This window comes from Rathayibacter sp. AY1D2 (assembly GCF_002932695.1).
Lineage (GTDB): Bacteria > Actinomycetota > Actinomycetes > Actinomycetales > Microbacteriaceae > Rathayibacter.
This window is the reverse complement of the sequence record NZ_PSVX01000002.1, coordinates 12885-35948: the sequence shown is the minus strand read 5'-3', so window position 1 is coordinate 35948 and position 23064 is coordinate 12885. Positions and strand designations below refer to the sequence as shown.

Sequence of the window (23064 nt, the reverse complement as noted above, 5' to 3'; positions counted from 1 at the left end):
CCCGGGAGCCCTCAGCCGAGAGCCGCCACCCGCTCGATCACGCCCTCGCCCAGCCGGGCGACGTACCCCTCCGGATCCGGCCCGGCCGGCGCCAGCTGCACGTGGTCGATCCCCAGCGCCGCGTACTCCTCCATCGCGCGGACGAAGCCGTCGGGGTCGCCGATCGGATCGCCGCCCCCGGTGATGGTCTTCGTGATCGTCGCGTAGTCGCGCCCGAGGTCGTCGCAGTGCCGCTTCAGCACGTCGAGCTTGTGCGCCACGTCGTCCGCGCCGGTGCCGAACAGGTTGCAGGCGTCGCCGTACTGCGCGACCAGCCGCAGCGTCTTCCTCTCTCCGCCGCCGCCGATGAGGATGGGCGGGCCGGGCTGCTGGATCGGCGCCGGGTGGTTCAGCGTCTCGGCGAGCCGGTAGTGCGTCCCCTCGAACGGCCCGTCGTCGTCGCTCCACATCTGACGGCAGATCCGCAGCGTCTCCTCCAACCGCTCGAACCGCTCCTTCAGCGGCGGGTACGGCACGCCGAGCCCGAGGTGCTCGCGCTCGTACCAGGCCGCGCCGATCCCGAGCATCGCGCGCCCGCCGGAGAGGACGTCGAGGGTAGTGACGATCTTCGCGAGGAGTCCCGGGTGGCGGTAGGTCACGCCGGTGACGAGCAGCCCGAGCCGCATCTTCTCCGTCCGGCCGGCGACGAAGCCGAGCGAGGTGTAGCCCTCGAGCATCGGATCCTCGCTGGTCGCGAAGTGCTCCATCTGGAAGTAGTGGTCCATCAGGGTGAACCAGGCGCAGCCGACGTCCTCGGCCGTCCGCGCGGTCGCTCCGAGGATCGGCGCGATCCCCGCGCTCCCGCCTGGAAGGGTGAAGTTCATGAAGTGAATGCCGAGCTGCACGCGCGTCTCCTGTCGTCCCGGGATGTCCAGGAGCCAGTGTGCGCCGAGCCACCGCTCAACACGCCGACGCGCCCGCCTCTGAGCGGCGTCTCATCCGTTCCGCGGTGTCTCGGCCGATCGCACCCGCCGAGGGGCGGCCGCCCTCACTCGCAGACGCGGAAGCGGTTCCGGTCGAACCCGACGACGTCGCCGACCGCGAGCTGGCGGCCGCGGCGCAGATCGACTTCGCCGTTGACGGTCACCATCCCCACGCCGACCGCCTCCTTGGCCTCGCCGCCCGAGAGGATCCCCGCGAACTTGAGGAACTGGCCCAGACGGATCGACCCGCCGCCCAGCGGGACGTCGACGGGCTCGGGGACGGCAGCGGCGCCCTTCACGTCTGTGAACGCGCCCGCGAAATGTCGCCGCAGGCCCCCTGGATCAGCGGGTTTCCCACGTAAGTGTCGCCGCAGTTTCCAGCACAACGTGTCGCTCCGAACATGCCCGCGTGATTCCGCGGATCTGAGGCCTCGATGGGGTCATTCGGTGGCCCCTCGCCGCGCAGGAAGTGCCCGGCGGCCATACGAGGTCGGGTTGGCACAGACTTCGGGTTCAGTCTCCACGAAGCCTTCCTCGGCGTCGCGGTCGGCGTCGGAGCTGCCGCCCTGCGCGGCCTGCTCGAACGGGCTGGCTGCCGGAACAGCCGCAACAAGCGAGGCGTCAGGGCGATGTCGGTGCGGCTGTTTCGCATGCATGCCTGCGGGCGAAGCACTAGAGGGTGTTCTTCGTGGTCGCCAGGTACTCCGGCGTGGCGAGCGCTTGCATGGAGAACCAATGTGTCGCCTCGAGGCTCGCCTCCAGGTGTCGCCAACCGTTCGAGACGAACGAGCTCGTCTGCGCGCCGGTGAACATATAGACGACGGCTCGAGCGGCAGTCGGGATATCGACCTCGGCGCGAAGATTGCCTTCAGCTCGTGCCTGTTCGAGAAACAACGCTATCGCGTCGAGCCAGACTGGATCCGGCAACTTCGCAACGCCGGGGAATTCAGATGAGGCTTGTGCGACGAGACGCAGGCCTGCTTGCGCCGTTGGATCGTGCTGCACTGCTCTCGCGAGGGACCGGGACAGCGTGAGCAGTGAAGCGAGGCCGTCGTCGCCCGACTCCAGAATCGAATCCCGGAGGAGGATGAAGCCCTGGTCCTGGCGGCGGATGATCTCCTCCGCCACCTCGATCTTGCCCCTGCGGAAATGAAAGTAGAAACCACCCTGCGTGACGGATGCTGCTTCTAGGATATCGGCGACGCGAGCGGTCGAGTAGTGCAGGCGCGCAAACACCTTCGCCCCACCGAGAATAATCGCCTCTCGTGTGGCGATCCCGCGTTCCTGTTGTGCCACGCGCACCTCCGACTGATCCCAAAGCCACTCTATCGGCCCATGGTTCAGCGTCTCTGCCGTCTGGTCCCCGTTCGGGAGGGTTCACGCTGAGTAGCCGAACGCCGCGCTGGCGCTCGCACCGTGCTCGGATGTCGAGACCAACCTCACGTCGCGGAGGGTTCGGCCGCCGATGACGACCTCGGCGTTCCTGCGCACGGACGTGCGAGCGGAGAATCGAGCCTGGCCGCCGGACGGAGCGGGCGTCCGAGAGACGGAGGCGCGCCTGAGCCAGAGGTTCGGTACAGCGGAGCGGCTGGTGTCATTGACGGCGTAGATGAGGACTTGCGCCAACTGACCGAACATGACGAGTTCATCGACGGCGTCAAGGCGGGGCGGGGCGGCTGAGTACCCTGCCTGGGATGATGTGACGGAATGGGACGTCTCGAGGTGTCCATCGACGAGGTCCACGCGATCGACGTGGGACGACATCTGGTTCGAGTCGCCTGCTGCCGCATGGGTGAGGCCGGGTGCCGCCTCGGCTGCGCCCGGTCGGGCTCGGCTCGGGGCGCACTCCAAGTCGACGTCCAGTCCGCCGATACAAGCCCGCAATGACTTGGTGCTGACGAGCGGTCCGCCGTGATCGGTCGTGATGCCGATGGGGACAGAGCCCACATCAGTTGTCGCCACACGTCCGGCGACGACTGAGAACCCTGTGACATCGAACGGCCCTTCCCACCAAGCGCCGCGATTCGTGTTCTCACACAAGCTGATGGTCTTCAGCGCCAGGCTGATCGCATCGATAGAACTGAGATGCACCTCGCGGGGATCTCCTGCCGCGTCCAGCGACCAGCGGCGCGGATAGACCGCCTGCTTAACCGCCGAAAGTCGGATCCTGTCACCGTCGACGTGTTCGGCCACCTGGCTGACGGTATGCCTGATGTGTCGATGACCCGAACCGAAGTATCGGCCGGACTCCTTGCCGAGTATCTCCTTTAATGGCCGCCCATCAAAGTGGTGCATCTCGTCCCTTCGGATCTTCTGATCGGTCTGGTGATATGTGCACGCCTGGAAGGTGTCTCGCCGGATTCGATCCCAGGATCTCGAGCGGCGTCATGCACCCGGACCGTGCCTCGGCTGCGAGGGCTGCCGGTACTTCCAGGTAGATCGCAGCCGCAAAGGCTGTTCCAGACCCAGCAGTCAGAACGAACGATGCACGATCGCCGGCGCTGCCTTCCACGGTGACTCGGAGACGAGGCTTGATGATGGTGCTCGCGGTCGACGTGAGCATCCGAGGCCGCGTTCGCCGATGTGATGGAAGCCTGAGAGGGCGAACTCCGTGCAGCGAAGACAGCACTCGCAGGAGCGGGAGTAGCAGGAGGAGCTGGCCGCGAGGCAACCCGAGCTCGGCGAACACCTGGATGTCGGTCGCCGCCGTCGTCCTCCGCAGAGCGAACAGGTCGCCGGTGTGCAGTGTCAGGTGAGAGCTCGTCTCAGAGGTCTCAACTGCTCTTCCAACTCTCAGCCTGACCAGCGTCCCGGACCGGAAGCGCCAGCTTCCTGAAGCGAGAACTGCCTGCGACGAAGCTGTGACGCCTGGTGACTTCGAAGTCCTGCCACTCGCGAGGCTCGTCAGGCTGACCTTCTGCGGCTGGTCTATCGTTCGGAGCGCATGCTCGGCGAGCACTTCGGCCAGATACGTGCCGAACCCCGCGCCGGTTACCACGGCGATGCCGCATTCTCGCCAGTGGGCATCCCGTTTCCACGCGTACTCGTGAGTGCGGCCCTCATTCGACAGGTCAGCGTAGGAGACGCAACCTTCCGCGCTGGCCTCCATGAGCGGCTTCGCGGTGGAGGACTATGGTCCGGCTGCGTTGATCACCCCGCTGACGCCGTCGAGGTGTTGCGTCAGGGAGCTCGCACGCTGCCGGAGGTCGAGCTGCATCCTCGCGACGCCGTACCGGTCAGCCAGCATGTCGAGACTCGCGCCGTCGCGCCCGGCGAGGAGGAACGGCATGCCCCGGCGCCTTGCCTGCATCGCGAGTTCCGCTGCAACCGAGCCCGTGCCGTAGATCAGGCAAGGTGTCACCGGATCGACAGGGATGGTGCTCTCCCGGAGTGCATCGTGCTGGACGCTAGGGGAGGGGCGCTGCTCGCCGGTCGTCGTCGACGCCCGGCGGGGGGACCTTGCGTGCCGCGCGCACGGCGATCGCGCTTCCGAGCAGCACGAAGATCAGAAACGCCGACAGGCCTGCGAGCACGAACGCGTTCGAGTGCGTGGGGTCGACCACGAGGCTGAGCGAGCCCCCCGTGACCGCCAAGAATGCGCCGATCCACACGCAGGGTCGGGCTGCCTGATGGCCCCGCTGCCAGGCTTCATCGGAAGCCATGACCGAGGCTGCTCTGATCCCGACCAGGTTGTTCGGGCCGAGTCGCCCTCGGGCGGCGCATTCGACGGCTGCGACGACGGCAGCAGCAGCGAACACGAGGACGAGCACTCCGAAGACCATGAACCAAACATACATGCACGGTTGTATGTCGTCGTTCGCGCCGTCGGTCGTCGCGCCAATTTTCGCGCCCAGAAACAAAGCACCGTACATGTTTGGTTTGATTCGACGAGTCTGCGAAGTGCAGCTCGCGATGTGGCGCTGGCAACTCGCCTCCGCTCCACTGGTCCACGAGCCCGTCCCTGGCGCTCGAGGCCATCACTCTTGGGGGAACATTGGCTATCAGGATGAAGTCGGCTGTCTCGGTGCTGTGTGCGGCAGCGTTGGTACTCGCGGGGAACCTGCCTGCGGTTGCGGCGCCCTCCGGCGCGAGCCTTGTTGCACAGCACGAGGCGGCGACGACGACGTCGTACACGGACCACGACATCATCAGCTTCCTGGTGCTCGGCTCGGGTCCGGTCTACGAGGACCACAAGGCACTCTCGCCGTATGCGCCGGAAGTGGATAGCGTCACCGTCGAAGCACGAGACGAGATGTACGCCCTGTTCATGGGTGTCGAACCGAACTTCAACGTGCTCGTTACCGTGCCGCTGCAGGCCGGTGATCCTCGTCTCGTCGACGTTGCACTCGAGAACTTCTCCGAGATCTCCTACGGCGTAGCGGAGGTCATGGGGCTCAACGTGCCCGACAAGGAGGAGTTCGTCTCGGCGCGATCGATCGTCTTCGTCGTCGTCGTGGCTGCTGTCGCCGGAGCGGCCGTGGCGACGGTCGCCGGGGCGGGGAACGTGCGATGGGTCTGGAACACCATCGATTTCTGGGGGACGAGCACTGAGCAGAGCCCGATCTCGCATGAGAAGCGCGCGGCCCAGTTCGCTGCGGCTCTCGGCAAGTAGGTGAGGCTGCCTCCGCGCTCGAGGGAGAGGGGAGTGATCGCGGACAAGGCTGTCTGGTTCTTCGGGGCAGCCTTGGCCGTGCTCGCTGTTTGGATCGGGGCAAGCGTGTACTTCGTGCTCCCGCCCAATGTCCTGTCAAGTGAGTCGGACGTGCACAAGAACCTGCAGCTGGCATTCACAACGGTCTCCCCACAGGGGTGGGGGTTCTTCACGAACGCACCACAGGCGACTGAGATCGCCGCATATGACGCGGAGACGATGGCGTCGTTGATGCTTGCACCTCAAGGGCGGGTGGAGAATCTCTTCGGCCTCAGCAGGGCGCAGCGGGCGCAGGGGCCCGAGCTCGCACAGCTCTCCGAAGCCGTCGGGCAGTGGCACGAGTGTGAAACTGGCCAGACCCGCGAACACTGCCTCGCCGAGGCCAGTTCATTGCAGCCACAGAAGATCACCGTGAACCTCGCTCACCGTACGCTTTGCGGCCCGATCATTCTGACCACAGAGACGTTCACGCCCTTCGAATACCGAGAATTCGATCTCCCCATGCACTCCATCGAGACCTTCACGACCGTGGACGCGGTGTGCTGATGCACGAGCGACCCGGGCCAGCGCTACGGCTCCAGATCGCCTTGCAATCGTTGGAGGTTCGGCAGCGTGCCTTCACGCTCGGCCGCGGCGCTCTGGCGGCCGCCCAGATCTCCATCCTCGTTTTCACGCCGTTCAGCGCACTGATGCAAACGGTCGGAGGAGCCGAACCGGCGCCTTACTGTGCTGGGGCGCGGATCATCTCCGCCTTCTGCATCGGTGGTCCAGAGGTGCCCTCGATCGTGCGGGTCATCGTCATGATTGTTTTGCTGGGCCTCGTGCTCGTCGGGTTCCTGCCGAGGGTGATGGCGTTCGTTCATGCCTGGATCGCCATCTCCATCTCCACCGGAATCTCATTGCCCGATGGCGGCGATTCTGTGGCCGCGATCGTCTCGGTGATCATCATCTTCATCATGGCTGCGGATGATCGGAGATGGGCATGGTCCAAGGAGCGCCGGCCCGTCGGACCAGTCGGTCGAGGTGTTGCACTCGCTGGGATCTATGCCCTGCGACTCCAGGTGACCTTGATCTATCTCAATAGTGCATTTGAGAAGTTCAACGTCGATGACTGGTCCAACGGATCGGCCGAGTACTACATCTCTCGCGGGTACATGTTTGGCGCAAGCGGCCTCATCGCAGATGTGCTGCACTGGGCGACGTCAGTCCCGCTCCTCTTAGCCGTCATCACCTGGGGTGTCATCGTCGCAGAGATCTGCATCGGAATTCTCGTTGTGACCATTGACTTCGGTCGACGGATCGCGTTCATTATGGCGGTCGCATTGCACGTCGGGATCATCCTCAGCATCGGGCTGTGGAGTTTCGGGATCATCATGATCGCAACCGTCGGGATCGCGACGATGAAGCTCGTCCCGCCCTCCGCTTCGCCCGGTTCTGCGAGTGACGAGGACGACTCTCCATCGATCCTCGGAGACGACGATGCCGTTCGGCGATCGGAGGTGTTGTGATGCTGCGATTCCTCCGGTCGGCCAGGCCGCGGCAAAGGCGTGAGGCGCCGAGCACGGGTGGTTGCGTCCGGCGCGCAGTCCGCACGGATCACGCCTACTGGCGCAAGCTCGCCGTTCCGCTCCTCCTGTGCTCGGTGCTGGTCGGATGCAGCCTGAATCTGGGAGAAACTGTTCCGACAGCGGGCACAGACCTGACCGCTGAGGAACTCCGGACCCAAGATCTGATGCTGTGGGCGGTCGAACGGCTGAACGCAGAGGAGGACTTGACCACTGAGGCTGTCGAGTCGAAATCGGACGCGGGTGCGTTCGACTCGGAGTCCACCGCGCATCTGGTCACCATGGTGAATTCGAGCCTTCGGCCCCTGGGCCCATACACGGTGAAGTCCTTCGAACTTCGACCCGAGGGAGCTCTTGCTGTCGTCCGCAATCGGCTTGGCATTCTCCTCGATCTGCAGATCACCGCGAACGCGAACGGAGAGCTCAGCTCGCTCGTCGTGAACGCGGCGGTTGCCACTGCATCACCATCGATTGCATCCTTTGCCGAAGCAGCGGATCGTCTCGAAGCGCTCGTTCCTGCGTCATCACTGCTCATGCAGGTGACACGCGGGTCGCACACGGAGTCGGTTCACGAGCGGGCGCACGACATTCTCCGTCCGGTTGGATCGGTGATGAAGCTGTACGTTCTGGCAGCTGTAGTGGAAGCGATCAAAGAAGGGGATTTCTCCTGGGAGGACGTGCTCATGATCGACGATGGGAAGAAGAGTCTCCCAACCGGTCGGCTGCACCTCGAGCCGGACGGAACAGAAATTAGCGTGTTCGAGCTCTCACGTTTGATGATGCAGATCAGCGACAACACAGCAGCCGATGTTCTCATGGACGCTGTCGGAGCCCAGCGGTTGTCGGCCGCGGTGCGCGATCTCGGGCATCACCAACCTGACCTCCTCGAACCGTTCCCGACGACGAGGAAAATGTTCCAGTTGACGCTCGGCGGTGACACGTCGCTCGCGAACGACTGGAACGAGGCATCCAGCGCGGCTCGCCATGGCATTCTTGAGAAGTTGAGCAGTCAGCCGCTGACAGTGGACCCGGCATGGATCGAGCGCGCGCCGTTCTGGCCACGCGACATCGATTGGTTCGCGAACGCTGAAGACGTGGCGAGTGCGCACCGGGCGGTCGTGGAGCTGGGACGCGACGATCCGCGCATGTCGCAGATCCTCCGGTCACCCGAGATCGCGTCTTCTTCGCCGTTTGTAGAACGCGGGTTGGTGACACTCTCGGAGAAGATCGGAAGCTCGCCAGGCGTCGTGGCGGTCACGCTGGTTGCCGTGGGGAGCGACGGTGCCGTCTATTCCGTGGTTGCCCTGGGCATATCCGAACAACCCGGTGACCCACTGGAGCTCTATCGATCGAAGTTCATCGATGTTGCCAGGAGCGCCCTTGACCTATTGATCGAGTGACGCGACATCTCGGATTCTCGACAACCGGTTCGGATCCGTTCAGAGCACGGCGCGGCTGGCGTTCACCTGCTGTTCCGGTGAGGCGGCGTGTCCGATGATGGCATTCCCGCTGAGGAGCGCCGACAATTTCGATGCAAGGAGAGCGCTTCGGCAATTGGCTCACCGGCAAGTGTGGGGAGTGGCCGAGATCGATCCGACGCCGATTGTATTCGGACGCGATCGGAAGCAGTCTGCCGTCATCGATGCTATTGCACGGCACGCTGAACAGTACGGTTCCAGCCGCAGTTCGGTCTTGCCTCGGTGCCCTTACATGCACCTCGCACTGAGTAGGTCAAATTGGGAAGATCATGACCGGGACTCGCCCCTGTCGGTAGCACACGTCAGACCGCCGGGATGTCGGCGAAGCGCGAGAAGTGGCCGTGGAAGCCCACGGTCACCGTGCGGGTCGGGCCGTTGCGGTGCTTGGCGACGATGAGGTCGGCCTCGCCCGCGCGCGGGTTGTCCTTCTCGTAGGCGCTCTCGCGGTGCAGGAGGATCACCATGTCGGCGTCCTGCTCGATCGAGCCGGACTCGCGGCGGTCCCCGATAGCGGGGAGCTTGCCTGCGCGCTGCTCCGGGCCTCGGTTCAGCTGCGAGAGCGCGATGACCGGCACCTGCAGCTCCTTCGCGAGGAGCTTGAGGGCACAGGAGCACTCCGAGACCTCCTGCTGGCGGCTCTCGACCTTCTTGCCGGAGGTCATCAGCTGCAGGTAGTCGATGACGACCATCTTGAGCCCGACCCGCTGCTTGAGCCGGCGGCACTTCGCCCGGATCTCGACGAGGGTCATGTTGGGCGAGTCGTCGATGTAGAGCGGCGCGTCGTTGATCCGGCCGCGGGTGGAGGCGATGGTCGTCCAGTCGCGCTGGTCGACCGTGCCCTTCCGCATGTGCTGCAGCGGCACGGACGCCTCGGCCGAGAGGAGGCGCATCGCGATCTCGCTGCGCCCCATCTCGAGGGAGAAGAAGATCGTGGCCATGTTGTGCTTGATCGCGGCGGCACGGGCGAAGTCGAGCGCCAGCGTCGACTTTCCGAGCGCGGGGCGCGCGGCGACGATGATCATCTGCCCGGCGTGGAAGCCGTTGGTCAGGTCGTCGAGGTCGGCGAAGCCGGTGGGGACGCCGGTGAAGCTGCCGTCCTTGTGAGCGGCCGCCTCGATCTCGTCGATCGCGACGGTCACCGCGTCGGTCAGCGGGACGTAGTCCTCCGCCGTCTCGGAGCCGGTGACGTTGTAGATCTCGGCCTGCGCCGTGTTGACCAGGTCGAGCACCTCGCCCTCGCCCTGGTAGCCCATCTGCGCGATGCGGGTGCCCGCCTCGACGAGGCGGCGCAGCAGAGCGCGCTCGGCGACGATGGAGGCGTAGTAGCCAGCGTTGGCCGCGGTGGGGACCATCGAGGTGAGCGTGTGCAGGTAGTCGGCGCCGCCGGCCCGCTGCAGCTCGCCCTGCTTCGTGAGCTCGTCGGTGACCGCGATGACGTCGGTCGGCTCGCCGTGCGAGTAGAGGGCGAGGATCGCGTCGAAGACGATCTCGTGCTTGGGGATGTAGAAGTCGGTGCCCTTGACGCTCTCGACGACGTCGGCGACCGCGTCCTTCGAGAGCAGCATGCCGCCCAGCGCCGACTGCTCGGCGAGGAGGTCGTGCGGAGGGGTCCGCTCGTTCCCGCGCGACTCACCGCGGTCTCCGCGACCGTCCCGTCCGTCCGAGCCGGGTACCGCCAGGTGCGCGATCGTCATGCCTTCGCCTCCTCCTGTCGGGTGCTGCGCGTCCGGTCGAGCCGGTGCCGGGATCCGGTCTACCAGCGACCTCCGACAGCGGCGCACGGGCGCCTGCCCGCACCCCTCGCGGGGCGCTGCGCCACCCTACGGACCGCCGCCCGCGGCACGCAAACCGCCCTGTGGAGAGAGCTGTGCAGAACCGAGGGGAAACGCCGGGCCCACTGTGGGCAACATGTGGACAACCCTGTGGGATCAGCGGCTCTCTGCAAGTTTTTTCTGGCCTCTGACCAGGCATTTCCTGCTTTCCACAGGTGTGTGGGGAAAAGAGTCTCAAGACCACAGTGAAGGTTGGTCACGCTGGAGGGTGTATGTGGATGGAGCTGTGGAGAACGGGAACGACGAAGGGGGGTGCGAGGGGACTCGGAAGTCCCGTCGCACCGCCCTCCGCGGCGTTCTCGCGGCCTTACTTGGCCGCGACCACCTGCAGCTTCACAGTGGCCTGGATGTCGTCACGCAGACGCACCACGGCCTCGTGCTCGCCGACGTGCTTGATCGCGTTCGAGATGACGATCTTGCGCTTGTCGAGCTCGCCGAATCCGGCCGCCGCCACCGCGTTCGCGATGTCGGAGGTCTTCACCGAGCCGAACAGGCGGCCGTCCTTGCCGGCCTTGACCGTCAGCTTCACGCGGTTGGCCTCGAGGACCTGCTTGGTGTGCTGGGCCTCTTCGATGGTCTTGTGCTCACGAGCGGCTCGCGCCGACTTGATCTGCTCGACCTGCTTCTCGCCACCGCGGGTCCACGCGACGCCGAAGCCCTGCGGGATGAGGTAGTTGCGGGCGAACCCGTTCTTCACGTCGACGACGTCGCCGGCCGAGCCGAGTCCGTCGACCTCGTGGGTCAGGATGACCTTGGACATACCGTTACCTACCTTCCGCTGCCGGCGTAGGGCAGGAGCGCCATCTCGCGGGCGTTCTTGACGGCACGGGCGATGAGGCGCTGCTCCTGAACGGAGACGCCGGTGATACGACGGGCGCGGATCTTCCCGCGCTCCGAGATGAACTTGCGGAGGGTCGCGACGTCCTTGTAGTCGATGACACCCACGCGGACCGACTTCGCGGGGGCCGCGTTCTTCGCGCCCTTGCCGCGGATCGGCTTGCGGCGGTCGCCGCTGCTCTTTCCAGCCATAGTGGTTTCCTTAGATTCTGGTTCGCCCCTGCCCCGCCGCGAGCGATCGCGGTGCGGGGGAGGCGTGATTCAGGTGAGGAGAGCGTCCGAGCCGAGGCTCAGAACGGCGTCTCGTCGTTGTAGCTGCCCGGCGTGCTCCACACGTCGCCACCGGCGGGAGCGCTCGGCGCCCACGGCTCCTCGGCCTGACCGCCACGGTTGCCGCCGGCGTTGCCGGAGCCCCCCTGACCGCCGCCGCCGAAGCCGCCCTGGCCGCCGCCGATCTGACCGCCGTTGCCCTGGCCGCCACCGGCCTGGCCGCGTCCGCCTCCACCGGAGGCGCGCGTGACCTGCGCGGTCGCGTAGCGCAGCGAGGGCCCGATCTCGTCGATCTCGAGCTCGATGCTGGTGCGCTTCTCGCCTTCCTTCGTCTCGTAGGAGCGCTGCTTCAGGCGGCCGGTCGCGATGACGCGGCTGCCCTTGGTCAGCGTTCCTGCGACGTTCTCGGCGAACTCGCGCCAGACGGACGCGCGGAGGAACAGCGCTTCGCCGTCCTTCCAGTCGTTCGCCTGACGGTCGAAGGTGCGCGGCGTGGAGGCGGTGGTGAAGTTCGCGACCGCGAGCCCGCCCTGCGTGTACCGCAGCTCGGGGTCGGCGGTGAGGTTCCCCACCACGGTGATGATCGTCTCGCCGGCCATGAGCGCTACGCCTTGGGAGCGGCCGAGGCCTTGGCAGCCTTGCGGGCGGCCTTCTCGTCGGCGAGCTTCGCGGCGGCCGCGACCTGGGCGATGCCCTCTTCGGCCCGCAGCACCTTGGTGCGCATGACGGCCTCGGACAGCTTCAGCTGACGGTCGAGCTCGTTCGCTGCGGCGGAGGTCGACGTGAAGTCGACGACGGCGTAGATGCCCTCGGACTTCTTGTTGATCTCGTACGCCAGACGACGGCGGCCCCAGACGTCGACCTTGTCGATGGATCCACCATCGGTGCGGATGACGTTGAGGAACTTGTCGAGACTCGGAGCGACGGTGCGCTCATCGATCTCGGGGTCCAGGATGACCATGATCTCGTACTGATGCGTCACTAACCCACCTCCTTCGGACTGAACGGCCACGGTATTTCCGTGACAGGAGGGTATGTAGCATCTGCCCACTCCCGCGGACGCGAGTGCGTCTGGTCGTGGACAACCTGTACAGACTACAACAGGACCGCCGCGACGCGCCGGACGGATCCGCTCGAGGCGCACCATCCAGGGCGCAGGGCGAGGCGAGCACGGGGCCCGGCTCAGCGCCTCAGCGCGACGCCCACCACTCGCGGAGCCGCTGCGTCGCGACCTCCTCGCCGAGCGGACCCTCCTCGAGCCGCAGCTCCAGCAGGAACCGGTACGCCTGCCCGACCTCGGGGCCCGGGGCGAGGCCGAGGATCTCCATGATCCGCGTGCCGTCGAGGTCGGGGCGCTTGGAGGCGAGCTCCTCCTTCTCGGCGAGCTCCGCGATGCGCGCCTCGAGGTCGTCGTAGGCGTGCGCGAGCCGGTCGGCCTTGCGGCGGTTGCGCGTGGTCACGTCGGCGCGGGTGAGGATGTGCAGCCGCTCGAGCAGGGGCCCGGCGTCGGTCACGTAGCGGCGCACCGCGGAGTCGGTCCACGCGCCGTCCGTGTACCCGAAGAAGCGCAGGTGCAGCTCGATGAGACGGGCCACGTCCTTCGTCGTCTGGTTGTCGAACTTGAGGGCGCGCATCCGCTTGATCGCGAGCTTGGAGCCGACCAGGTCGTGGTGGTGGAAGCTCACCGCTCCGCCCGGCTCGAGCCGCCGCGTGGCCGGCTTCCCGATGTCGTGCAGGAGGGCGGCGAGCCGCAGCACCACGTCGGGCGCGGCTCCGGGGTGCCGCGACTCCTCCAGCGCGATCGCCTGCTCCAGCACGGTGAGGCTGTGGGTGTAGACGTCCTTGTGGTGGTGGTGCTCGTCCTGCTCCAGGCGCAGCGCGGGCAGCTCCGGGAGGAAGCGACCGGCCAGACCGGTGTCGACGAGCAGCTCCAGGCCGGCTCGGGGCGAGGCGGTCGCGAGGAGCTTCCGCAGCTCCTCCTGCACGCGCTCCGCCGAGACGTCGTCGATTCGGCCGGCGAGCTCGGCCATCGCCCACTCGACCTCGTCGGTGGTGCGGAAGCCGAGCTGCGAGGTGAAGCGCGCGCCGCGGAGCATCCGGAGCGGATCGTCGCCGAAGGAGAGGTCGGCGGGGGAGGGGGTGCGCAGCCGGCCGGCGAGCAGGTCCTCCACTCCTCCCGAGGGATCGACGAGGACGACCTCCGGGAGCCGCAGCGCCATCGCGTTGACCGTGAAGTCGCGCCGCACCAGGTCGCCCTCGAGCGAGTCGCCGAACTCGACCTCGGGCTTGCGGCTCACCCCGTCGTAGCTGTCGCTGCGGTAGGTCGTGATCTCGACCGTCTCGCCGGCCACGCGAGCGCCGATCGTGCCGAAGGCCCGGCCGATGTCCCAGTGCGCCTCGGCGATCGGAGCGACGATCCGCACGATGTCGTCGGGGCGTGCGGAGGTGGTGAAGTCGAGGTCGTGCACGCCGTGGCCGAGGAAGGCGTCGCGGACCGGGCCGCCGACCAGCGCGAGCTCGTGGCCCTGGGCTGCGAACGCCTCCGCCAGCCGCGCCACCGTGGGCGTCCCCGCGAGCGCGCGGAGGGTCTCGAGAGCGGTCTGGACGCTGTGCATTCGCACGATCCTAGTGGCGGGGGGTGTCCCGGCAGCGGGTGACCGTGCCAGGGGGTTACGCGGGGGAACCGCCTGCACAGCGGACGCACCGCCTGCCCCGAGGAGGGCTGCCCGTAGAATCACCCGCATGGAGGCCGAGTGAGTCCGATGCATCGGCGCGACCCCTCCCTCCGCTCCCGCCGCTCGCGGGCGGCCCTCCTCCTGCTCCGCTCGGCAGGTGCTGCCGCCCTCGCGCTCGGCCTGACCGGCGTGGCCTCCCCCGCCCTCGCGGCCCCGGTCACCGCCGCGACGGCGACCTCGACGCCCGCTCCCGGCACCGTCACCACGACCGCCGGGGCCGGCAGTGACGGCGTCCTGCGGCCCGGCCAGGACCTCGAGCTCTCGATCGCCGTGCGCAACGGCACCACCGAGGCGATCGACAGCGCCGACGTGACGGTCGCCCTCTCCTACGCCACCCTCGACACCCGCGCGGAGCTGCACGACTGGCTCGACGCCGAGGCCGACAACGACACCGACCCGGTCCGTGCGACCGCCCAGCTGCGCCTGCTGCCCTCCAGCACCGCCGAGGCCGGCCTCACCGTGCCGGTCGACCAGATCCCCTTCTCCAACGACCGGACCGCGCTCGGCACCCACGCCGTCCTCGTCACGGTCACCGGTCCGGGTGGTGTCGTCTCGACCGCTCGCACCGCCGTCGAGCTGACCGACGACGCGGTGGCCCCGGAGCGCGAGACCGGCGTCAGCGTCCTCGTCCCGCTCACCGTCCCGGACACGGCCGACGGCCTGCTCTCGGCCGAGGCCCTCGCCGACTACACGGACGGCACGGGGACCCTCACCCGGCAGCTCGACGCGGTCGCGGGGAAGGGCGTCACGATCGGGGTCGACCCGCGCATCCTCGCTTCGATCCGCATTCTCGGCAGCGCCGCTCCGGAGTCCGCCCTCGACTGGCTCGACCGGCTGCAGTCCGTGCCGAACGAGCGCTTCGCCCTGCCGTACGCCGACGCCGACGTCTCGGCCCAGGCGCAGGCCGGGCTCTCCGCGCTCCTCTCTCCCACCTCCTTCGAGTACGCGATCGACGACACCCGCTTCGCCGCGGTCCCCGGCACCGCCAGCCCGGCGCCCACGGTCGCCGTCGACTCCGACCAGCCGGCCGAGGACCTGCCGGCGCGTCCGAGCACCGAGTCGCTGCTCGCCTCCGACTGGAGCACCTCCCTCGGCAGCGTCGCGTGGCCCGACGAGGGCACCCTCCGGGGGTCGGACCTCGACGTCTACGCGGCCAGCGGAGTGAACCGCACGGTCGTCCCCTCCTCGGGTCTCCTGCTGCCGGAGGAGGTGACCACCACCTCGCGCGCCACCGTCGGCGACTCGGACCTGGTCGTGGCCGACTCGCGCCTCACCGAGGCGTTCGACGCGGCCGCCACCGCCACCGACGACACCGAGTGGCGCGCCCGCATGTCCGAGATCGCCACCGATCTCGCCGAGGTGCAGGAGGAGGGGACCGCGCCGGACGTCGTGCTCACCCTCGGCCGCGGCTCGGCGATCGGCGCCGCGCGCCTCTCCGAGACCCTCGACGCGATCGAGTCGCTGCCCTGGGCCCGCGGAGTCGCCCTCTCCACCGCCCTCGCCTTCCCCGCGACCGAGGGCGCGAGCGTCGTCGACTCGCCGGAGTCGGAGTCGCGGCTCGACCGGGTGCGCGACCTGCTCGACGCCGGCTCCGAGGTCGAGGCGTTCTCCTCCGTGCTGCAGGAGCCGGAGCTGCTGTCGGGCAAGAGCCGCAACGACGTGCTGGCGCTGCTCTCGGTGACCTGGCGCGGAGACGGCAGCGGCTGGGGCGACGCCGTCGGCGCGGCCATGACCGAGGCCGACCGGACGCTCTCGCTGGTGTCGATCGACGCGACCGGCAGCATCCTGCAGGTCTCCCGCGACTCGAGCATCCCCGTGTACGTCCGCAACGAGCTCCCCTGGCCGATCGCCGTCCGCATCCAGGCCTCGACCTCGAACGCCGTCCTCGACATCGACGAGGACGCGATCGAGACCACCGAGATCGACGCCCGCTCGCAGGGCCGCGTCCTCATCCCCGTGAAGGCCCGGGTCGGCAACGGCGAGACGAGCCTCGGCCTGCAGCTGACCTCGGCGCAGGGCGTCCCCATCGGCACCCCCACGGGCATGACAACCAGCGTCCGCGCCGACTGGGAGACCGTCGGCACCCTGGTCATCGGGATCGCGCTCGTCGTCGTCTTCGGAGCCGGCATCCTCCGCAACATCCGCCGTCGCCGTCGAGGCGACACCCCTGAGGACGAGGAGGACCCGAACGCCGTGCTCGAGGTCCAGCCCGACCTCGACGACCAGCGATCGGACCCGCGTGGCTAGCTTCTCCCTCGGACGCGCGAGCGCCGTCCTCGCCTCCGGCACGATGGTCTCGCGGATCCTCGGCTTCGTCATGTCGATCGTCATGGCGAACACGATCGGAGCCGCGGTCGCGCCGGGCGCGGACGCCTTCACGACGGCGAACCTGCTGCCCAACACGATCTACTCGATCATCGCGGGCGGCGCTCTGAACGCCGTCCTCGTCCCGCAGATCGTGCGGGCGGGCCCCCACGCCGACGGCGGCCGCGGCGACATCAAGCGCCTGCTGACCCTGGCGCTCGGCCTGCTCCTGGTGACCACGATCGCCGCCACGGTCCTCGCTCCCCTGCTCGTGCGCCTCTACGCGCCCGGCTACGGACCGGAGCAGTACCAGCTGGCCGTCGCCTTCGCGTTCTGGTGCCTGCCGCAGGTCTTCTTCTACGGCCTCTTCACGATCCTCGGCGAGGTGCTCAACGCCCGCGGCTCGTTCGGCCCCTTCACCTGGGCGCCCGTGCTGAACAACGTCGTGGTGATCGCCGGGCTCGTCGCCTTCATGGTGCTGTTCGGCGCCGATCCGGAGGGGAACCGTCCGGTCGACTCGTGGTCCCCGGCGATGGTCACCCTCCTCGGCGGGAGCGCGACACTGGGCATCGTCGTCCAGTCGCTGTTCCTGATGCTCTTCTGGCGGAGGGTCGGCCTCAGCTACCGCCCCGACTTCCGCTTCCGGGGCGTCGGTCTCGGCACGGCCGGGCGGATGTCGCTGTGGTCGTTCGCCACGGTGCTGCTGACCATCGTCGCCGGCATCGTCGAGAGCCAGGTCTCCTCCGCCGCGTCCGGCGAGGGGCCCTCGGCCGCGGCGCTGCAGAAGGCGTGGCTGATCTTCATGCTGCCCCACTCGGTCATCGCGATCTCGATCGCCATGGCGTACTTCACCAAGATGAGCGGCCACACCGCGCGGGGGGAGATGAAGGAGTTCCGCTCGGACGTCTCCACCTCGCTCCGCCTGGTGCTGATGATGCTCGTCTTCGCCGCCGCCGCGATCGTCGTGGTCGCGGTGCCGTTCGGCTCCGTCTTCACCGACTCGTTCGCGGACGCGCAGGCCATCGGAGCGATCGCCATGGCCTACGTGATCGCCCTGCCGCTGTTCTCCTCGATCGCCATCATGCAGCGCGCGTTCTACGCCCTGAGCGACGGAGCGCGGCCGTTCCTGTTCACCCTGGTGCAGGTCGTCGTGGCGGTCGCCGGGTACCTGATCGTGCTCCGGCTCCCCGCCGACCGCACCGCCGTCGGCATCGCCGCTGCGACCTCGCTCGGCATCTGCGTGCAGGCCCTCGTGGCGGCCCTCCTCCTGCGCCGCCGGCTCGGCGGCCGCGGAGGCAGGCGGATCCTCGTCAGGCTCGCGCAGTTCGTCCTCGCCGCGCTGCCCTCCGCCGCCGCCGGCTACGGCGTCCTGGTCGCCCTCGGCGGCACGCGCGCGGGCGGTTTCGCCGTCTCGAACTACGTGGAGCCGCTGCTCTCGATGGCCGCGATCGGCACCGTGATGGCGCTCGTCTACTTCGCGGTCCTCTGGTTCCTCCGGGTGCCGGAGCTGCGCGCCGTCCTCGCTCCGGTGCTCCGCCGACTGGGCCGCTGATGCTGCTCCGGTAAAAGCCTGGTCAGAGGCTCTTTCTGATTCTGCTGAGTCGACCGGACCGTAGCGCTGCCCACGCTCCCGGGCCCGCGGAATAGTGCCCGCCTAGGATGTGTTGTAGCCCACGGAGCCGCGGAACGATTCGAGCGACCGGCTCCGGGTGCTCGGCTCCCGCCCCACCCGTCACCGCTCGTACAGACCCCGAGGAGTTGCCGTGCGCGACATCGTCATCATCGGATCCGGCCCCGCCGGCTGGACCGCCGCCATCTACGCGGCGCGCGCCGAGCTGCACCCGGTGGTCGTGGCCTCGTCGGTCGAGATCGGCGGCGACCTGATGAACACGACGGACGTCGAGAACTTCCCCGGCTTCCCCGACGGCGTCCTCGGCCCCGAGCTGATGACCTCGATGCAGGCGCAGGCCGAGAAGTTCGGCGCCGAGACCTTCTACGACGACGTCACCTCCCTCGATCTCGAGGGTGAGATCAAGACCGTCCACCTCGGCTCCGGTGAGAGCATCGAGGCGAAGACCGTCGTCGTCGCGACCGGATCCGCCTACCGCAAGCTGGGCCTCCACGATGAGGACCGCCTGTCGGGACACGGTGTCTCGTGGTGTGCCACCTGCGACGGCTTCTTCTTCAAGGGGAAGACCATCGCCGTCGTCGGCGGAGGCGACTCCGCCATGGAGGAGGCGACCTTCCTCACCAAGCACGCCGTGAAGGTCTACGTGATCCACCGCAAGGACTCTCTCCGCGCCTCGAAGGTCATGCAGAAGCGCGCCTTCGACAACGAGAGGATCGAGTTCATCTGGAACGCCGAGGTCACCGGCATCACCGGCGAGAACCACGTCGACGGCGTGAAGCTGCGCGACACGGTCGACGGCACCGAGTCCCACCTCGACCTCGACGGCCTGTTCATCGCGATCGGCAACGACCCGCGCACGCACGTCGTTCACGGCAAACTCGACCTCACCACCGAGGGCACCATCTCGGTGGTCGGCCGCTCCTCCCAGACCTCCGTTCCCGGCGTCTTCGCCGCCGGCGACGTGATCGACCCGACCTACCGTCAGGCCGTCACCGCCGCGGCATCCGGAACGGTCGCCGCCCTCGACGCGGAGCACTACCTCGCTTCGCTCGCCGATGGCACCGCCCACACCGAAGGCTCACCCCGGGCCGAGCTCATCACCCGCTGACCGTCCGGTCATCGCACATCGGAGCCGGCAGCCCGCCGACTCGTGAAGGAGAGAACACCATGTCCACCGCGAAGAGCGTCACCGACGCATCGTTCCAGTCCGACGTCCTCGACTCCGAGAAGACCGTCCTGGTCGACTTCTGGGCCGAGTGGTGCGGCCCCTGCCGCATGGTCGCACCGATCCTCGACCAGATCTCGGCCGAGCACGGCGACAAGATCGAGATCGTCAAGCTGAACGTCGACGAGAACCCGCAGACCGCCGCGAAGTACCAGATCACGTCGAGCCCGGCGATGAAGGTCTACCAAAAGGGCGAGGTCGGCAAGACCGTCATCGGCGCCAAGCCGAAGCCGGCCCTCGAGGCCGACCTGGCCGCGTTCCTCTGAGTTCGCACCTCTGACCGCCCCGTGCGGTGTCTGAGAGCCCCTGTCACGTCGTGACGGGGGCTCTCCTCGTTCCCGGAGCTGTTTCACGTGAAACAGTCCCGCTGGGACGCAGGCCACGATCCCTGCGGTGGCGACCGACCGCCCCGCCGCAGCACAGGACCGGCCGGTACTGTGGATCCACCCGGCTCCGGCCGGAGAGACCCTGTCCACCGAGCGAAGCGGAACCATCGTGACCAACCGCGGCACCAACCTCGACCCCTGGTACAACTCCTACGCGGAGCGCACGGCCGGTCTGGCCGCCAGCGAGGTCCGAGCCCTGTTCGCCGTCGCGTCACGCCCCGAAGTGGTCTCGCTCGCCGGCGGCATGCCGTTCGTGTCCGCGCTCCCCCAGGACCTGGTGACCGGCGCCATCGAGACGGTGATGCGGGAGCAGGGGCCCGTCGCGCTGCAGTACGGGTCGGGCCAGGGCGTCCCCGTCCTGCGCGAGCAGATCCTCGACGTCATGGCCCTCGAGGGCATCTCCGCCAGCGCGGACGAGATTGTGGTCGCCACGGGTGGTCAGCACGTCCTGGAGCTCGTCTCCAAGCTCTTCCTTGACCCGGGGGACGTCGTCCTCTCCGAGGGCCCCAGCTACGTCACGGCGATGGTCATCTTCCGGTCGTACCAGGCCGAGGTCGAGCACGTCCCGATGGACGAGCACGGGCTCATCCCCGCGGCCCTCCGCGAGCACATCGCCCGCGTGCGCGCCGCCGGCAAGACGATCAAGTTCCTGTACACGATCCCCACCTTCCACAACCCCGCAGGCGTGACCCTCAGCTGGGAGCGCCGCGTCGAGATCCTCGAGATCTGCAAGTCCGAGGGAATCCTCGTGCTCGAGGACAACCCGTACGGCCTCCTCTACTTCGAGGACGTCCCGCCGAAGGCGATGCGCTCGCTGGAGGAGGACGGGGTGATCTACCTCGGGACGTTCTCGAAGACGCTCGCTCCCGGCTTCCGGGTGGGCTGGGCTCTCGCTCCGCACGCGATCCGGGAGCGGCTGATCCTCGCCAACGAGGCGGCCGTCCTCAGTCCGTCGTCCTTCAGCCAGCTGGTCATCTCGAAGTACCTCGAAACGGCCGACTGGCGCGGACAGATCGACACCTTCCGCGGCGTCTACCGTGAGCGGAAGGAAGCGATGCTGAAGGGCCTGCAGACCCATCTGCCCGGCCTCAGCTGGACGAACCCGAACGGCGGCTTCTACGTCTGGGTCACGCTGCCCGAGGAGCTCGACTCCAAGGCGATGCTGCCGCGCGCAGTGAAGGAGCTCGTCGCGTATACGCCGGGTACCGCGTTCTACGGCAACGGAGACGGACGTCAGAACATCCGCCTCTCGTTCTGCTACCCGACGCCGGAGCGCATCGGAGACGGCATCCGCCGCCTCGCCACGGTCATCAACGGGGAGCTCGACCTGCTGTCGACCTTCGCGGGTACGGGCCGGCTGAGCAGCGCCGACGCGAGCAAGCGCGACGCCGTCCTGCCGCCGAATGTCTCCTGACACCGCTCCTTCGATAAGAAAGCCCTGGTCATGACCGATTTCTCTGTGCTCGACCGTACTCTCGACATCGTCGTCATCAGCGGTGGCATCAGCCACGAGCGCGACGTCTCCCTGCGGTCGGGTCGTCGCGTGGCGGACCGTCTGTCCGCCATGGGCCACCGCGTCTCCCTGCACGAACCGGACGCCGGCCTCCTCTCGACGCTCCTGCAGAAGCGTCCCGACGTCGTCTGGCCCGCGGTGCACGGAGCGAGCGGCGAGGACGGTGCGCTCCTCGGGCTCCTCGAGGCGGCTGGCTTCGCCTACGTCGGCTCGCAGACGGACGCGGCGCGCCTGGCCTGGTTCAAGCCGACCGCGAAGACGCTCGTCGCTCGCGCGGGCTTCTCGACCCCGCGCTCCGTCACCCTCCCCCGCGAGACCTTCCGCGAGCTCGGAGCCGCCGGGATTCTGGAGCAGGTCGAGGCGCACCTGCCGGGCTCCCTCGTGGTGAAGCCCGCTCAGGGCGGTTCGGCCCAGGGCGTCAGCATCGTGACGGAGTCGTCGCAGCTCCCGCGAGCGATGGTCGAGGCGTACACCTATGGCGACGTCGTGCTCATCGAACAGCAGATCCAGGGGACCGAGGTCTCCGTCGGTGTTCTCGACCTCGGTGACGGTCCTTTCGCCCTGCCGCCTGTCGAGATCGCACCCGTCGCGGGCCAGTACACCTTCGAGGCGCGCTACAACGCGGGGGAGACGCACTTCTACACGCCGGCACGGATCCCGCCGGAGATCACGGAGGAGGTGTCCCGCGTGGCCGTTGCGATCCACGAACTGCTGGGACTCCGCCACCTGTCGCGGCTCGACTTCATCATCGACGACGCCGGACTCCCCTGGTTCTTCGACGCGAACGTCCTTCCCGGAATGACCGAGACCTCACTCGTTCCCCAGGCCATCGAGGCATCCGGCCGCTACCTCGGCGACGTCTACTCCACTCTCGCGAAGCTCGCCGCCTCCTGACTCCATACCGTTTCACGTGAAACGGTCCGCTGCGCGTACGCTCCTGATCACATGGCTGCTGAGTTCTGAACGAAAGCTCGAATCCATGCCAGACGAGTAGTTGCGTCGCGGCCGATCAGGACCCTCTATCGCCGCCTTCTCCCTACAATGCGGGTCGAGTAGCCGCTCAATAACGGGTCCACGTCATCATCAGCAGACCATTAGTGCCAACTCGGGGAAGAACCCGAGGCCGCGTATCGACTCCCACCAACGTCGGACATCTGTCGCCGCGCCGGCCGATTATCCGCAGATCAGCGTGGTACATCCCGCCCCCGCCGCCACCTTTTCACCAGGCCCACGGGCATCCATCGCCACCTGGTCCTCGTCGTCATGCTGGTCGAGTAGACGCATTGCCGCGTATCGAGACCCGGCCACCCCCAGTGGGTACCTGGCGGGCGTTGCCTGGAGCGATGTATCCACGCCCACTGTCTGGCCATATCCGCAGACATACCGGTGAAGAGCAGTAGTGCGTCGAATCGAGGCTCACCACGATCGCCACCCGCGCCATCTCTGGGGAGACACAACATGGTCGATCGACGCTGATCGACACCAGGCACCCGTCGCCATGCGGGTCGAGTAGCCACTACGCGACGTACCGAGACCCACGGCCCGAAGGGACCCCTTCAGCTTGATTCTCCGACCTCAACTTCGCCTCGGGGGGGTGGTGTCTCTATCCCGCTGGTCAGGCGAGCAATCTCTTTCGAGCATTGCGGTCGAAGTCGGTCCCACGATGATCCGCATGG

Annotated in this window: 22 protein-coding genes; 10 read left to right on the top strand and 12 right to left on the bottom strand. The window is 67.7% G+C overall.

Annotation, left to right across the window (positions count from 1 at the left end; translation table 11 throughout):
* Positions 1-11: 11 nt before the first annotated feature.
* From C5D04_RS00725 to C5D04_RS00700, 6 genes are all read right to left on the bottom strand, one after another.
* Positions 12-884: an LLM class F420-dependent oxidoreductase gene (locus C5D04_RS00725; RefSeq protein ID WP_181127047.1), complete on the bottom strand. Its 873-nt coding sequence runs from the start codon at positions 882-884 to the stop codon at positions 12-14.
* A gap of 143 nt (positions 885-1027) precedes the next feature.
* The gene (locus C5D04_RS00720) at positions 1028-1261 is read right to left on the bottom strand and encodes an RNA-binding S4 domain-containing protein (RefSeq protein ID WP_104347054.1); all 234 of its coding nucleotides are present in this window, start codon (positions 1259-1261) and stop codon (positions 1028-1030) included.
* A 373-nt stretch (positions 1262-1634) separates the two neighbouring features.
* The gene (locus C5D04_RS00715) at positions 1635-2258 is read right to left on the bottom strand and encodes a TetR family transcriptional regulator (protein WP_104257791.1); all 624 of its coding nucleotides are present in this window, start codon (positions 2256-2258) and stop codon (positions 1635-1637) included.
* A gap of 81 nt (positions 2259-2339) precedes the next feature.
* Positions 2340-3257: an AvrD family protein gene (locus C5D04_RS17835; protein WP_146078445.1), complete on the bottom strand. Its 918-nt coding sequence runs from the start codon at positions 3255-3257 to the stop codon at positions 2340-2342.
* 835 nt (positions 3258-4092) lie between these two features.
* The gene (locus C5D04_RS18080) at positions 4093-4251 is read right to left on the bottom strand and encodes a hypothetical protein (protein WP_181068330.1); all 159 of its coding nucleotides are present in this window, start codon (positions 4249-4251) and stop codon (positions 4093-4095) included.
* A 118-nt stretch (positions 4252-4369) separates the two neighbouring features.
* A complete protein-coding gene (locus tag C5D04_RS00700; protein WP_104347053.1) occupies positions 4370-4834 on the bottom strand; it encodes an SdpI family protein in 465 nt (154 codons plus the stop codon).
* Between the two features lie 134 nt (positions 4835-4968).
* On the opposite strand from C5D04_RS00700, the gene C5D04_RS00695 reads away from it, so the two are divergent.
* The 4 genes from C5D04_RS00695 (at position 4969) to C5D04_RS00680 (ending at position 8578) form a co-directional block, all read left to right on the top strand.
* Positions 4969-5574 (top strand): hypothetical protein, encoded by a 606-nt coding sequence (locus C5D04_RS00695; RefSeq protein WP_146087822.1) that lies wholly within the window; start codon positions 4969-4971, stop codon positions 5572-5574.
* 33 nt (positions 5575-5607) lie between these two features.
* Positions 5608-6159 (top strand): SdpA family antimicrobial peptide system protein, encoded by a 552-nt coding sequence (locus C5D04_RS00690; protein WP_181065488.1) that lies wholly within the window; start codon positions 5608-5610, stop codon positions 6157-6159.
* Entirely contained in the window at positions 6159-7121 is a 963-nt protein-coding gene (locus tag C5D04_RS00685; RefSeq protein WP_146078446.1) for a sporulation-delaying protein SdpB family protein, read from the top strand. Before C5D04_RS00690 ends, C5D04_RS00685 begins: the two co-directional genes overlap by 1 nt.
* Before the next feature lie 134 nt (positions 7122-7255).
* Positions 7256-8578, top strand: a complete 1323-nt coding sequence (locus C5D04_RS00680) for a serine hydrolase (RefSeq protein WP_181137649.1) — start codon at positions 7256-7258, stop codon at positions 8576-8578.
* 380 nt (positions 8579-8958) lie between these two features.
* Here the strand turns inward: C5D04_RS00680 and dnaB are convergent, their stop codons facing one another.
* The 6 genes from dnaB to C5D04_RS00650 all read right to left on the bottom strand — a co-directional run bounded on the left by dnaB (position 8959) and on the right by C5D04_RS00650 (position 14210).
* Positions 8959-10350 (bottom strand): replicative DNA helicase, encoded by a 1392-nt coding sequence (gene dnaB / locus C5D04_RS00675; RefSeq protein ID WP_104347050.1) that lies wholly within the window; start codon positions 10348-10350, stop codon positions 8959-8961.
* Positions 10351-10795: 445 nt separating this feature from the next.
* Entirely contained in the window at positions 10796-11248 is a 453-nt protein-coding gene (gene rplI / locus C5D04_RS00670) for a 50S ribosomal protein L9 (protein ID WP_104222692.1), read from the bottom strand.
* Between the two features lie 8 nt (positions 11249-11256).
* Positions 11257-11517 carry a 30S ribosomal protein S18 gene (gene rpsR, locus C5D04_RS00665; RefSeq protein ID WP_055784551.1) on the bottom strand — a complete coding sequence of 87 codons (261 nt, stop codon included), beginning with the start codon at positions 11515-11517 and terminating at the stop codon, positions 11257-11259.
* Positions 11518-11615: 98 nt separating this feature from the next.
* Positions 11616-12194 (bottom strand): single-stranded DNA-binding protein, encoded by a 579-nt coding sequence (locus tag C5D04_RS00660; protein WP_104347049.1) that lies wholly within the window; start codon positions 12192-12194, stop codon positions 11616-11618.
* Positions 12195-12199: 5 nt separating this feature from the next.
* Entirely contained in the window at positions 12200-12577 is a 378-nt protein-coding gene (rpsF, locus tag C5D04_RS00655; RefSeq protein WP_068207796.1) for a 30S ribosomal protein S6, read from the bottom strand.
* A 208-nt stretch (positions 12578-12785) separates the two neighbouring features.
* Positions 12786-14210 (bottom strand): CCA tRNA nucleotidyltransferase, encoded by a 1425-nt coding sequence (locus tag C5D04_RS00650; protein ID WP_104250244.1) that lies wholly within the window; start codon positions 14208-14210, stop codon positions 12786-12788.
* Between the two features lie 147 nt (positions 14211-14357).
* Here C5D04_RS00650 and C5D04_RS00645 point away from each other — a divergent pair, with 147 nt between their 5' ends.
* The 6 genes from C5D04_RS00645 (at position 14358) to C5D04_RS00620 (ending at position 22282) form a co-directional block, all read left to right on the top strand.
* Positions 14358-16577: a DUF6049 family protein gene (locus C5D04_RS00645; protein WP_104347048.1), complete on the top strand. Its 2220-nt coding sequence runs from the start codon at positions 14358-14360 to the stop codon at positions 16575-16577.
* Positions 16570-18186, top strand: coding sequence for a murein biosynthesis integral membrane protein MurJ (gene murJ / locus C5D04_RS00640; RefSeq protein WP_258068801.1), 1617 nt, complete (start codon positions 16570-16572; stop codon positions 18184-18186). Before C5D04_RS00645 ends, murJ begins: the two co-directional genes overlap by 8 nt.
* A gap of 211 nt (positions 18187-18397) precedes the next feature.
* Positions 18398-19372, top strand: a complete 975-nt coding sequence (gene trxB / locus C5D04_RS00635; RefSeq protein WP_104347047.1) for a thioredoxin-disulfide reductase — start codon at positions 18398-18400, stop codon at positions 19370-19372.
* Positions 19373-19431: 59 nt separating this feature from the next.
* Positions 19432-19755 carry a thioredoxin gene (gene trxA, locus C5D04_RS00630; protein WP_104347046.1) on the top strand — a complete coding sequence of 108 codons (324 nt, stop codon included), beginning with the start codon at positions 19432-19434 and terminating at the stop codon, positions 19753-19755.
* Positions 19756-19957: 202 nt separating this feature from the next.
* Positions 19958-21289 (top strand): PLP-dependent aminotransferase family protein, encoded by a 1332-nt coding sequence (locus tag C5D04_RS00625; protein WP_374954370.1) that lies wholly within the window; start codon positions 19958-19960, stop codon positions 21287-21289.
* 30 nt (positions 21290-21319) lie between these two features.
* Entirely contained in the window at positions 21320-22282 is a 963-nt protein-coding gene (locus C5D04_RS00620) for an ATP-grasp domain-containing protein (RefSeq protein ID WP_104347045.1), read from the top strand.
* Positions 22283-23064 lie beyond the last annotated feature (782 nt).